The following is a 12901-nucleotide window of genomic DNA, read 5'->3' as shown; positions in this document are numbered from 1 at the left end:
ACACCCTTTCCCCGCAGGGGAAACGGTGTCCGACACCGGTATTCGCATGATGTCGCCGATATTCTGAGCGGAAACCGGTGTCGGACACTTTTCCGGACGAGGCGTCCGGAAAAATGTCCGACACCAGAGCGGGCCGCTAATCTTGCCACTCGGATTACAATGGTACGAAATGTACTTATCTGATCCGCGATGCAAAACGTTTTTTTGGTAGGACTGATGGGGGCGGGCAAGACGACGATCGGTCGCCTGCTCGCCCGCAAACTGGGCATGCGCTTCGTCGATTCCGATCACGAGATCGAGGAGCGCACCGGCGCCACGATCCCGTGGATCTTCGAGATCGAGGGGGAAGCGAGCTTCCGGCGCCGCGAAGCGGAAGTGATCCGCGACCTGTGCGGCCAGGAAGGCATCGTGCTGGCCACCGGCGGCGGCGCCATCCTCGATCCGGAATCGCGCGCCCTGCTGCAGGAGCGCGGCACCGTCATCTACCTGCGCGCCAGCATCACCAGCATCCTTGCCCGCACGGGCCACGACAAGAACCGGCCGCTGCTCCAGACCGCCGATCCGCGCAGGAAACTCGAGGAATTGATGGCCCAGCGCGAACCGCTGTACCTGGAGATGGCGCGCCTCGTCGTCGACACGGGCCGACCTAACGTACAATCGATGGTCCAGATCATCCTCAACCAGCTGGACGCCCTGGCTTGCCAGGATGCCCCGAACTGTATGACGCAGGCACAATCCTCCATGAACGAACAGACCAACATCCTCCTGACCGTGGACCTCGGCGAGCGCAGCTACCCGATCTCGATCGGCCCGGCGGTGCTCGACGACGCCGCCATGCTGGTGCGCCACGTGGGCGGCCGCAAGGTGGCGATCGTCACCAACACCACCGTCGCGCCGCTGTACCTGGAGCGCCTGGCCGCGCCGCTGGCGGCGGCCGGCAAGGACGTGATTTCCGTGGTGCTGGAAGACGGCGAGGAATTCAAGAACTGGTCCAGCCTGATGCAGATCTTCGATGCGCTGCTGGCCCACAAGTGCGACCGCAAGACCACGCTGGTGGCGCTGGGCGGCGGCGTGATCGGCGACCTGACCGGCTTTGCCGCCGCCTCCTACATGCGCGGCGTGGACTTCATCCAGGTGCCCACCACGCTGCTGTCGCAGGTCGATTCGTCCGTCGGCGGCAAGACCGGCATCAACCACCCGCTCGGCAAGAACATGATCGGTGCGTTCTACCAGCCGAAGGTGGTGCTGGCCGATACCACCACGCTGGAGACCCTGCCGCAGCGCGAGCTGGCGGCCGGCCTGGCCGAGGTGATCAAGTACGGCCCCATCATCGACGAGCCGTTCTTCGACTGGATCGAAGCCAATATCGACAAGCTGGTGGCGCGCGACCGCGCCGCGCTGGCCTATGCCATCGCCCGCTCGTGCGAGATCAAGGCCGACGTGGTGCGGCAGGACGAGCGCGAAGGCGGCCTGCGGGCGATCCTGAACTTCGGCCACACGTTCGGCCACGCGATCGAGGCGGGCATGGGCTATGGCGCCTGGCTGCATGGCGAAGCCGTCGGCTGCGGCATGGTGATGGCGGCCGACCTGTCGCACCGCCTGGGCTACATCGACGCGGCCACGCTGGAACGCATCCGCAGCGTCGTCGCCGCGGCCGGCCTGCCGGTCAAGGCGCCGGACCTGGGCACCGCCCGCTGGCTGGAGCTGATGGAAGTCGACAAGAAGAACGAAGGCGGCGCCATCAAGTTCATCCTCATCAAGCCGCTGGGCACGGCCATCGTGACCAACGTGCCGGAAGAGGCGTTGCTGGCCACGCTGGCCGCCTGCGTGGAGTAAGCATGGAAGAAGCGCTCGCTCCCTACGCCGCGCATTCGGACAAGGGGCGCGGGCGCCGCTATGCCGAAACCGCGCACGCCTCGCGCAGCCAGTTCCAGCGCGACCGCGACCGCATCATCCACTGCACGGCCTTCCGCCGGCTCGAATACAAGACGCAGGTATTCCTGAACCACGAGGGCGACCTGTTCCGCACGCGCCTCACGCACAGCCTGGAAGTGGCGCAGGTGGGGCGCTCGCTGGCGCGCAACCTGCGGCTGAACGAAGACCTGGTGGAAGCGATCGCGCTGGCGCACGACCTGGGCCACACGCCGTTCGGCCACGTGGGGCAGGATGTGCTGAACGACTGCATGAAGGACCACGGCGGCTTCGAGCACAACCTGCAAAGCCTGCGCGTGGTCGACCACCTCGAGGAACAGTACGGCGCATTCGACGGCCTGAATCTGATGTTCGAGACGCGCGAAGGCATCCTCAAGCACTGCTCCGTCAACAACGCCCGCCAGCTGGGCGAGGTGGCGCAACGCTTCCTCGACAAGACGCAGCCCTCGCTGGAAGCCCAGCTCACCAATCTGGCCGACGAAATCGCCTACAACAGCCACGACATCGACGATGGCCTGCGCTCCGGCCTGATCACGATCGCCCAGCTGGAGCAGGTGGATTTCTTTGCCCGCCTGTGGCGCGAGGTGCAGAACAAGTACCCGGGCCTGACGGGGCGCCGCGCCATCTACGAAACGCTGCGCCGCCTGATCACGGCGCTCGCGGACGACCTGATCGTCACCTCGCTGGAACGCATCGCCGAAGCGCACCCGCAAAGCATCGACGACGTGCGCGCGGCGCCGCCGCTGATCCGCTTTTCGGACCCCATGCGCCGGGACGCGACCGAACTGAAGCGCTTCCTGCGCGAGAATCTGTACCGCCACTACAAGGTGAACCGGATGCGCCTGAAGGCCAGCCGCATGGTGCGCGAACTCTACGACGCGTTCACGGCCGACCCGCAACTGCTGCCGCCGGATTACCGCGAACCTTCAGGCGATGCTACCAGGCAGGCACGACGCATTGCCGACTACATCGCGGGCATGACGGACCGCTATGCGATCCATGTGCACCGGAACCTGTATTCCCTGGAAGAACTGTGATTCTTATCGGCCTCGAGTGCTGATCTGCTTGACCTTTGCCGGCAGATAGACAACGCTGGGAAGCACAAGGGAGGAATCATCATGAACGAACCCGTCATGGACGAAGCCGGCAACGTTTCCCCGTCGACAGCACAACGTGGGGCATCGGCGAACTGCGCATCGAACGGCAGCGAACGCCGCTTTGCCGCCGTGGAGCGCGACGTGGCCGTGATCGGTTCGAACTATGCCACGAAGGAAGACCTCGTCAAGTTGGAGTCGCGCGTCCAGGATCGCCTGTCGCGCATTGAAAGCGGCATGGCGGGCATCGAGAACCGGCTGGTCCGCTGGTATTTCGGCACGTCCGTCGCCCTCGTCGCGCTGGTCTTTTCGATCGGCAAGCTCATGTAGCGCGCCTGCGGCGCACCGTCAGAACATCCGCGCCTGCGCAGTCGCTCCCAGCAATTCCACCAGCAGTTTCTTCACCGGCGCCGGCAGCGCCGCCTCCGCAACCTTGCCCACGTCCAGCCACACGTAGCGGCCATCGGCCGCCAGCGGCGCACGCTGCGCCAGCGTGACGAGTACGGGCGCGATGTGCAGCTTGTAGTGGGTAAAGCCGTGGGTGACGGTGTTCAGGCGTTCCTGCGATTCGGGCACGCCGAACGGCAGCAGCGCCTGCGCCACCGCGTCCTCGTCGATTTGCGGATAGCCTTCATCGTCCGCCGCCACGTGGCCGTCCACCTCGGGAAGCGACAGCAGGCCACCCCAGATGCCGGCGCCGGGGCGCTGCTCCAGCAGCACCTGGCCGCCGTGCACGACGAGCAGCATGGTCGCATGCTTTTCCGGCGTCGCCTTCTTCGGCTTGCGCACCGGCAGCTCCTTCGTGCGGCCGGTGGCGAAGGCCACGCAGCGCGCCGCCATCGGGCAGCGCGCGCAATCCGGGCTGCTGCGGGTGCACAGCGTGGCGCCCATGTCCATCAATCCCTGCGTATAGGATTCGATGCCCTGTGCGGGCAGCAGGGCTTCGGCACGGCGCCACATCGCTTCTTCCGTGCGGCGTTCGCCGGGGAAGGTATCGATGCCGAACACACGCGCGAACACGCGTTTCACGTTGCCGTCCATGATCGCCGCCCGCGCGCCGCCCGAGAACGCGGCGATCGCCGCGGCCGTCGAGCGGCCGATGCCGGGCAGCTCGGCGAGCAGGGCCGGATCGGCCGGGAACACGCCGCCGTATTCGGCCACCACGCGCTGCGCGCACTTGTGCAGGTTGCGGGCACGCGTGTAGTAGCCGAGGCCGCTCCATTGCGCCATCACGTCCTCGACGGGCGCGGCGGCCAGGTCGTGCACGGTGGGGAAACGCTCCAGGAAGCGCGCGTAATAACCGAGCACCGCGGCCACCTGCGTCTGCTGCAGCATGATCTCGGAAAGCCAGATGCGGTAGGCATCGCGGGTATTTTGCCAGGGCAGCGTGTGGCGCCCGTGCTGCTGCTGCCACGCGATCAGCGCGGCGGAAAAAGTGGGGTCTTCGTACTGCAAAATCGTCCTTGTGGTTTGCGGCGGAGGTACGGCATGGGTCATGCAAGTTCGGTATCGATGGCGAGCTCGATCGCCCCGGCCAGCGCCGCCAGCCGTTCCTTCTGCTGTTCGAGCGCGGCCTGCATGCGCGCGAATGCCTCGATCTTCTGTTCCAGCGTGTCGGCGGCATCGTGGATGCGCCCGATCGATGCCTGCCGGCCCTTCAACTGTTCGCGGTGCTGGCGGATCTGCGCCTCCAGCGGCGCCATGATCACCTTCAGCCAGCTCTCGCACTCCGCGTTGGCCGCCTTGAAGCAGCGCTTGACCTGCGACGCGATCGTGTCGAAGAAGCGCTCCATCAGCACGGTGCGGCTGGTGGTCAGCAGCGCCGCGGTTCCGAACTGCTTCTGGTAGATCGCTTCGATATCCGATACCTGCGCGCGGTATTTCGCCAGCCCGAACGGCGGCGGCGGCGGCAGCGCCACGCCATGCTCGGCGGCGAACTGGCGGTACACGGCGTCCATCATCGTGCGGATCTCGACGGCCTTGCGGTCCGATTCCTCCAGCTCCGCCTGCACGCTGTCGAAGAAGATGCGCACCGCCTCGCGCAGGCCGGCCGACCAGTGGCTGCGCGCCATCGCCTCGCGCACGTGCAGCACGTGGTCGCGCAGCACGTCCATGCCCAGCGTGCCGTACAGTTCCGTCGACAGGCGCGTGAACGCGGTGCGCGCCGCCTGCATGCGGAACAGGCTGGCGTCGAATTCCTTTTTCTCGGCCTCGACGCGGCGCATCATGTGGGCGATCACGTTCTGGTTCTTGCCGCGCAGGCTGTTCAGCTCATGCAGCTGTTCGGCGATGCCGCGCTGCCTTGCCGCCAGCATGGCGCCCTGCGCGCCATTGAGCGCGCCCAGGTCCTCGGCCAGGCGCTTGCGCACGATGTCCTTCTTCGCCGGGATCAGTTCCTCGAACAGCGCCTGCTCGAGCCGGCCGATGCGGCTGCGCCCGGCCAGCGCGGTGTCGCCCGTGATCTTGGCCACCAGCGCCTTGTGCGCGGAGACCGGAAATACCTGGCGCTCGTCGACGGCGAGCAATTGCGCCGCGTGCGCGCACTGGCGGGCGATCTCGCCATCCACTTCGGCCTCGGAACGCAGCGGGTCCCACATGCCGTCGATCTTGTTCAGCACCACCATGCGGCCCGCGCCGGCGCCGATGTGCTCGCGCCATACTTCGATGTCGCTTTTCGTCACGCCCGTATCGGCCGCCAGGATGAACAGCACCGCGTGCGCGTGCGGGATCAGGTTCAGCGTCAGTTCCGGCTCGGTGCCGATCGCGTTCAGGCCCGGCGTGTCGAGGATCACCAGGCCCTGCTTGAGCAGCGGATGCGGGAAGTTGATGATCGCATGGCGCCAGCGCGAGATGTCCACCATGCCCGCGTCGTTCACGGTGGCGGCGAGGTCGGGATCTTCCGGGTCGTACAGGCCATAGCGGTGCGCTTCGTCCACCGGCACGGCGCGGGTCTCGCTCACCTGGCGGAATGCCTCGTGCATGGCGGCGGCCGATTCCACGTCCAGCGGCAGCACCGTCCAGGCGCGCGGGTCGTCGCGGTAGTCGCTGGTGGAGAGGTTGGTGGCGCGCGTTTCGATCGGCAGCAGGCGGATCGAGGCCGGCAGCGCCGGATCGTACAGCAGCTCGGTCGGGCACATCGTGGTGCGCCCGGCCGCGGATGGCAGGATGCGCTGCCCATAGTCGGCAAAGAAGATCGCGTTGATCAGCTCCGACTTCCCGCGCGAGAATTCGGCCACGAACGCGACCGACAGCTTGTCGTCCGCCAGGCGCCCCAGCGTGCGGGCGATGCGCTGGGCGGTGGCGGCGTCGAGCAGGTCCGCCGCCTGCGCGCCATCGCGGTAGGCCTGCAGCGCCGCCGCCACGCCCTGGCGCCAGGCACTGTATTGTTCGAGGTCGCGCATCATGGCTGTCGTCGCTCCCTCATTTCTGGCAATTCACGCAATAGAACGTGGAGCGCTGCCCCTGCTTGACCTGCCGGATCGGCGCGCCGCACACGCGGCATGGCAGGCCGGCCCGGTCGTACACGAAATACGTGTTCTGGAAATAGCCGGACTGGCCATTCACCGCGATGAAGTCGCGCAGCGTGCTGCCGCCCTGGACGATCGCCTCGGCCAGCACGTCGCGGATCGCCTGCGCCAATTTGTCGTAGCGCGCGCGGCCGATGCGGCCGGCCGGCGTCTTCGGGTTGATCCCGGCGCGAAACAGGCTTTCGGAACAGTAGATGTTGCCGACGCCGACGACGATATCGCCCGCCAGCAGGGCCGATTTCACCGCCACGCTGCGCCCGCGCGTCTTCCGGTACAGCAGTTCGCCGGTGAAATCGGGGCCCAGCGGCTCCACGCCCAGGCCGCGCAGCAGCAGGTGCGTCTCGAGTTCGCCTTCCTCCTTCGGGTGCCACAGCACGGCGCCGAAGCGGCGCGGGTCCGTCATGCGCAGCACCTGCTGCCCCTGCGGGCCGTCCACCACCAGGTCGAAGTGATCGTGCTTCTGCGCCGGCACGCCGGGCGGCAGCACGCGCAGGTGCCCGCTCATGCCCAGGTGGATGATCAGCGTGCCGTGATCGAATTCCACCAGCAGGTACTTGCCGCGGCGTCCCGTCGTGGCCACCGTGCGGTCGGCCAGGATCTGGGGCAGGGCGGCGGGAAACGGCCAGCGCAGGCCGGCGCGGCGCAGCACCACTTCGCGCACGGCACGGCCTTCGAGGTGGGGCGCGACGCCGCGCCGGGTGACTTCGACTTCGGGTAGTTCTGGCATAGGAAACGAATGGGAATCCGGCGAAACCTGGTTACACTTGCGCGTTGCACTGCGGGTGACATCGTGGATGACAGCTGCAAGCCGCGCAGGCGATGGGTTGGGCGTAGAATCAGGGTTTGACCCGACCTGGATGCATGCCTTGAAATACGCACTCGCCATTGTAACCCTCTCGGCCCTGCTGTCCGCGTGCGCTGTTGCGCCAGAAAAACAGGCCAATGGCGAAGCCGCCGCCACGCCGGCGCTGCCCTCGGCGGCCGCGGCGCCATCCGGTGAACCGGGTACCGATGCCATCGCCGCCACCTTGCAGCATGAGGAAAAGCTGCCCGCCGTCGAACTGACCAGCGATCTGTTCTACAAACTTACGAAGGCCGAGCTCGATTTCAAGCGGGGGCAGTGGCAAAGCGCCTATGTGTCGATGATGGTGCTGGCGCAGCAGACCCGCGATCCGCGGCTGGCGCGCCGTTCGGCCGAAATGGCGCTGGCGGCCAAGCAGGGCAACGAGGCCCTGGCCGCGATCCGCCTGTGGCGCGAGCTGGCCCCCGATTCCGATGAAGCCGTGCAGTATTTCCTGGGCTTTTCCGTGCTGGGCGACGACCTGTCCGAGTCGGAAAAGGTCTTCGCGCAGCGCCTGGGCGCCGCGCCGGCCGAGGCGCGCGGCCTGGTCATGTTCCAGATGCAGCAATACCTGCTGCGGGCAAACGACAAGGCCGCCGCGTTCGCACTGATGGAACGGGTGCTGGCGCCTTATGCCGCCATGATGGAAAGCCACCTGGTGCTGGCGCAGGCCGCATATGCGGCCGAGGACCGCGACCGGGCGACGGCCGAGGCGAAACGCGCACTGGAACTGAAGCCCGATTCCGAGCTGGCCGTGCTGACGCTGGCGCAGGTGCTGGGCGACGCCGACGCGGCCGGCCAGCTGTTTGCCGGCTTCCTGGACCGGAACCCGGCTGCCCGCGAGGTGCGCGCCGCCTACGCGCGCCTGCTGGTGGAGCAGAAGCGCTACGACACGGCGCGCGTCCAGTTCGCACGCATGCTCAAGGATGAGCCGGACAATCCCGGCACCCTGTATGCGCTGGGCATCATGTCGATCCAGGCGGGCGACCAGCAATCGGCCGAGGATTACCTGCGCCGTTTCGTGGCCGTGCTGGGCGACAGCGACGAAACCGATCGCGATCCGTCGAAAGGCCTCATGCTGCTGGCGCAGATCGCCGAGGAACGGGGCGATTTCGATGGCGCGCTGGGCTGGCTGGACAAGGTAAGCAGCGACGATCCGCGGCTGTACATGACATCGCGCCTGAAGCGCGCGCACCTGACGGCGAAGAAGGGCGAGCTGGAACGGGCCCGCACGATGCTGCACGAGATCGCCGCCGTCGATCCCGCCGAGCAGGCCGAGGTGCTCCAGACGGAAGGCCAGCTGCTGCGCGATGCCGGCCGCGGCGCCGAAGCCTACACGCTGCTGGCCGATGCCGTGCAGCGCTTCCCGGACAGCCCCGACCTGCTGTACGACTTCGCGCTGGCCGCCGAAAAGCAAAACAAGCACGAGGAAATGGAAGCGGCGCTGCGCAAGGTGATGGCGGCGGTGCCGGACAATCACCATGCCTATAATGCGCTCGGTTATTCGCTGGCCGAGCGCAACGTGCGCCTCGACGAAGCCCATGCGCTGATCGACAAGGCCCTGAAGATGGCGCCGAACGATCCGTACATCATGGATTCGATGGGTTGGGTACAGTTCCGCATGGGGCGCCTCGAGGAAGCGGAAACCACGCTGCGCCGCGCCCATGCGCTGCGCAGCGATGCCGAGATCGCCGTGCACCTGGGCGAAGTGCTGTGGCAGCGCGGCAAGCGCGACGAGGCGCAGAAGCTGTGGCGCGAAGCGCGTACCAAGGACCCCCAAAACGATGTGCTGCGCGATACGCTGGCACGCCTGAACACCAGTCTCTAAGAACCGCATGACGATAAAACACTTCTTCACCACCGCCGCATTGGCCACGTCGCTGGCAACCCTGCTGGCCGGCTGCGCCACGGCCCCGCAAGCCCCGCTGTCCACGGTCGCCGCGGCACCGTATGCCGACACGGTGGCACTCGACGGCCGGCTATCCGTCAATTACGTGCGCGATGGCAAGCAGGAATCGATGACCGGCAATTTCACCTGGCGCCAGCAGGCCGCGCGCACCGACGTGACACTGGCCAACCCGCTGGGGCAGACGGTCGCCACGATCGCCGTCACGCCCGGCGAGGCCACCCTGAAGGAAGGCAGCAATCCGCCGCGCAGCGCGGCCGATGTCGACACGCTGTCGGCACAGGTGCTGGGCTGGCCATTGCCCGTGTCCGGCCTGCGCGACTGGCTGCAGGGCTATGCGGTGGCGGCGGACGGCAAGCGCGTCGCGGCCAGTCCGGCGCAGCCGAAAGTCACCACGCGCGATGGCTGGGAACTCGAATTCGTGTCGTGGCAGGAGGGCGTCACGCCGCCGAAACCGCGCCGCATCGATGCCAGCCGGGGCCCTGGCGGCGCTATCGAAAGCATCGACATCCGCATCGTGATCGACGGGGCGGCCGCGCCATGAGCCGGCTGGAAAACTGCCCGGCGCCCGCCAAGCTGAACCTGTTCCTGCACGTGAGGGGCCGTCGCCCGGACGGCTACCACCTGCTGCAGACGGCGTTCGTGCTGGTCGACCGCTGCGACACGCTCGATTTCACGCTGCGCGGCGACGGGCAGGTTCGCCGCGTCACCGACATTCCCGGCGTGCCGGAAGAAAGCGACCTCGTCATCCGTGCCGCGCGGCTGCTGCAGGAAGAGGTGCGGCGCCGCACCGGCACGCTGCCACCCGGAGCCGACATCGCGCTCCGCAAGATATTGCCGATGGGCGGCGGGCTGGGTGGCGGCTCGTCCGATGCCGCCACCACGCTGATGGCGTTGAACCGGCTGTGGGGCGCGGGGCTGTCGAAGCAGGCGCTGATGGACCTGGGCCTGCCGCTGGGCGCCGATATCCCTTTCTTCATCTTCGGCGAAACGGCGTTTGCCGAAGGCGTGGGCGAGGCGCTGCAGGCCGTCGCCGTGCCCGATTGCTGGTATGTCGTCATCGAGCCGGGCGTGCAGGTGCCGACTGCGCACATTTTTACGTCGGAGTATTTGACAAGGAACACAGCCGCCGTCATAATCTCGGACTTTTCCAGGCACTATGCGGTTCAGAGCAGTGAGCTGCGACAGTTTGGGAAAAACGATTTGCAACAAGTGGCCACCCGCTTGTTCCCGCCGGTAGCCGAGGCGGTCGAATGGCTGGGGGCTTACGGCGATGCCAGGATGACTGGCTCCGGTGCATGCGTGTTCTGCGCGTTTCACAGCGAAGAACAGGCCGATGCGGTGCTTGACGCGTTGAAGCGGCAAGCGCCATCTACCTGGAAGGGGTGGAAGGCAAAGGCGCTCCGCAATCACCCGCTGGCACTTTAAACGGTGTGAAAGTTGCGAAGCGTAAAAAGATTTGGTGTTACGTCGTTTTGCTAGTATAATGCTCGCCATCTGACGGAACACAGTCAGTCAAGCGTAGGGGAATCGCCAAGCTGGTTAAGGCACCGGATTTTGATTCCGGCATACCAAGGTTCGAATCCTTGTTCCCCTGCCACCAATTCTTCAAGTCTGTCGAAGCGCAGTGCGGGTAAATAGCCTGACAGTCTTAGAAAAACAAGAAAAGCCCCTGCTCAGCCGGGGCTTTTTTATTCCGACGCCGATTTTTGCTTCATATCGGTGGTATTTCAAGTCAAGCTTACCTTCCTGGGACTCCCATGGCTTACGAAAACCTGATGGTTTTTACCGGCAACGCTAATCCTGCGTTGGCAGAAGGGGTCGCGAAAAATCTCGGCATCCCCCTCGGCAAAGCGGTCGTTTCGAAATTCTCGGACGGCGAAGTAATGGTCGAAATCAACGAAAACGTCCGCGGTAAAGACGTGTTCGTGCTGCAGTCGACCTGCGCCCCGACCAACGACAGCCTGATGGAACTGATCCTGATGGTCGATGCCCTGAAACGCGCATCCGCTGGCCGCATCACTGCCGCCATCCCTTACTTCGGCTATGCACGCCAGGATCGCCGCCCGCGTTCCGCCCGCGTTGCGATCTCGGCCAAGGTCGTGGCCAACATGCTGGAAAAAGCCGGTGTCGAGCGCGTCCTGATCATGGACCTGCACGCCGACCAGATCCAGGGCTTCTTCGATATTCCCGTCGATAACATCTACGCTTCCCCGATCCTGCTGGGCGACCTGCAGAAGAAGGATCACCAGGACCTGCTGGTGGTGTCGCCCGACGTCGGCGGCGTGGTGCGCGCCCGCGCGCTGGCCAAGCGCCTCGGCTGCGACCTGGCGATCATCGACAAGCGCCGCCCGAAAGCCAACGTGTCCGAAGTGATGAACATCATCGGCGACGTGGAAGGCCGCAACTGCGTGATCATGGACGACATGGTCGACACCGCCGGCACGCTGGTGAAAGCCGCCGAAGTGCTGAAAGAGCGCGGCGCCAAGAAAGTCATCGCCTATTGCACGCACCCGGTGCTGTCCGGCCCGGCGATCGAGCGCATCACCAATTCGTCGCTGGACGAACTGGTGGTGACGGACACGATCCCGCTGTCCGACGCCGGCAAGGCATGCGGCAAGATCCGTCAACTGACCTGCGCACCGCTGCTGGCAGAGACGTTCAAGCGCATCATCAAGGGCGATTCCGTGATCTCCCTGTTCGTCGACTGATTTTCCGGCGACTTACCTGATTCGAGGCGGCGCAGCTGGTTTTCGGCTGCGCCGCCAAAGTTTTATCCGGCGGCGGTTCATCGGCGCCGGTTTCCGGAGCTTCCTGGTCGCGGGAGGCTCCATAACAACGGGATGATTCATCCCGGCTCTTTTGGAGTATCAAATGAAAGTTGTTGCATTCAAACGCGAACTGCAGGGCACGGGTGCGAGCCGCCGCCTGCGTATTTCCGGCCAAACCCCTGGCATCATCTACGGCGGCGCCGAAGCCCCCGTGACGATCGCCCTGGACCACAATGCGCTGTACCACGCGCTGAAGAAAGAAGCGTTCCACGGTTCCGTGCTGGACCTGGAAATCGACGGCAAAGTACAGAAAGTGCTGCTGCGCGACTTCCAGATGCACGCATACAAGCAACTGGTGCTGCACGCTGACTTCCAGCGCGTCGACGCAAACCAGCCGGTGCACGTCAAAGTGACCCTGCACTTTGAAAACGCTGAAATCTCCCCGGCAGTGAAACTGCACGGCGCGACCATCAGCCACGTGACCAACGAGATCGAAGTGTCCTGCCTGCCGGGCAACCTGCCTGAGTTCATCACCGTCGACCTGACGAACATGGACGTCGGCACCTCGCTGCACGCATCGAACCTGACGCTGCCGGAAGGCGTGACGCTGATCACCCACGGTTCCGACCTGACGATCGCTACCGCATCGGTACCGGCCGGCCAAGTGTCCGCCGACGCTGCTGCGACCGAAGAGAAGAAGTAATCTCTCCAGCATCGAAAAAACCCGCTCCGGCGGGTTTTTTTTCGCCAATATTTCCCAGAAAATGGGGACGTACCCCATTTTTGAAGCAATCTTTCCTGAAAAATGGGGTACGTCCCCATTTTTCAGG

At 65.5% G+C, this 12901-nt stretch carries 11 protein-coding genes and 1 tRNA gene; 9 read left to right on the top strand and 3 right to left on the bottom strand.

The genetic code is table 11. The features are described 5' to 3' along the window. The first annotated feature begins 216 nt into the window (after positions 1 to 216). The 3 genes from aroKB to ACY65G_RS17705 all read left to right on the top strand — a co-directional run bounded on the left by aroKB (position 217) and on the right by ACY65G_RS17705 (position 3356). Positions 217 to 1836: a bifunctional shikimate kinase/3-dehydroquinate synthase AroKB gene (gene aroKB / locus ACY65G_RS17715; protein ID WP_464998713.1), complete on the top strand. Its 1620-nt coding sequence runs from the start codon at positions 217 to 219 to the stop codon at positions 1834 to 1836. A gap of 2 nt (positions 1837 to 1838) precedes the next feature. Next, complete coding sequence (locus ACY65G_RS17710; protein ID WP_464998635.1) at positions 1839 to 2969, top strand: deoxyguanosinetriphosphate triphosphohydrolase; 1131 nt, start codon at positions 1839 to 1841, stop codon at positions 2967 to 2969. A gap of 81 nt (positions 2970 to 3050) precedes the next feature. Next, on the top strand, positions 3051 to 3356 hold the full coding sequence (locus ACY65G_RS17705) for a ribonuclease HepT family protein (protein ID WP_464998634.1): 306 nt from the start codon (positions 3051 to 3053) through the stop codon (positions 3354 to 3356). Between the two features lie 18 nt (positions 3357 to 3374). Here the strand turns inward: ACY65G_RS17705 and mutY are convergent, their stop codons facing one another. From mutY to mutM, 3 genes are read right to left on the bottom strand one after another with little or no spacing between them, the layout of a single operon-like run. Continuing rightward, positions 3375 to 4523: an A/G-specific adenine glycosylase gene (mutY, locus tag ACY65G_RS17700; RefSeq protein WP_464998633.1), complete on the bottom strand. Its 1149-nt coding sequence runs from the start codon at positions 4521 to 4523 to the stop codon at positions 3375 to 3377. Then, entirely contained in the window at positions 4520 to 6430 is a 1911-nt protein-coding gene (locus ACY65G_RS17695; RefSeq protein WP_464998632.1) for a dynamin family protein, read from the bottom strand. Before ACY65G_RS17695 ends, mutY begins: the two co-directional genes overlap by 4 nt. Before the next feature lie 16 nt (positions 6431 to 6446). Continuing rightward, positions 6447 to 7280: a bifunctional DNA-formamidopyrimidine glycosylase/DNA-(apurinic or apyrimidinic site) lyase gene (gene mutM, locus ACY65G_RS17690; RefSeq protein ID WP_464998631.1), complete on the bottom strand. Its 834-nt coding sequence runs from the start codon at positions 7278 to 7280 to the stop codon at positions 6447 to 6449. Positions 7281 to 7410: 130 nt separating this feature from the next. Between mutM and ACY65G_RS17685 the strand changes: the two genes are divergently transcribed. The 6 genes from ACY65G_RS17685 (at position 7411) to ACY65G_RS17660 (ending at position 12774) form a co-directional block, all read left to right on the top strand. Further along, entirely contained in the window at positions 7411 to 9222 is a 1812-nt protein-coding gene (locus ACY65G_RS17685; RefSeq protein ID WP_464998630.1) for a tetratricopeptide repeat protein, read from the top strand. Between the two features lie 7 nt (positions 9223 to 9229). Further along, positions 9230 to 9844 (top strand): outer membrane lipoprotein LolB, encoded by a 615-nt coding sequence (locus tag ACY65G_RS17680; protein WP_464998629.1) that lies wholly within the window; start codon positions 9230 to 9232, stop codon positions 9842 to 9844. Then, positions 9841 to 10728: a 4-(cytidine 5'-diphospho)-2-C-methyl-D-erythritol kinase gene (gene ispE, locus ACY65G_RS17675; protein ID WP_464998628.1), complete on the top strand. Its 888-nt coding sequence runs from the start codon at positions 9841 to 9843 to the stop codon at positions 10726 to 10728. Before ACY65G_RS17680 ends, ispE begins: the two co-directional genes overlap by 4 nt. A gap of 95 nt (positions 10729 to 10823) precedes the next feature. Further along, a tRNA-Gln gene (locus ACY65G_RS17670) sits at positions 10824 to 10900 on the top strand. Positions 10901 to 11060: 160 nt separating this feature from the next. Continuing rightward, positions 11061 to 12011 carry a ribose-phosphate pyrophosphokinase gene (locus ACY65G_RS17665; RefSeq protein WP_464998627.1) on the top strand — a complete coding sequence of 317 codons (951 nt, stop codon included), beginning with the start codon at positions 11061 to 11063 and terminating at the stop codon, positions 12009 to 12011. Positions 12012 to 12174: 163 nt separating this feature from the next. Beyond that, positions 12175 to 12774 (top strand): 50S ribosomal protein L25/general stress protein Ctc, encoded by a 600-nt coding sequence (locus ACY65G_RS17660; RefSeq protein WP_464980341.1) that lies wholly within the window; start codon positions 12175 to 12177, stop codon positions 12772 to 12774. Positions 12775 to 12901: the final 127 nt, after the last annotated feature.

The sequence above is a fragment of the Pseudoduganella sp. jia 12 genome (assembly GCF_055502675.1).
The sequence above is the reverse complement of the archived record's forward strand: the minus strand, read 5'-3'. Positions and strand labels throughout refer to the sequence as shown.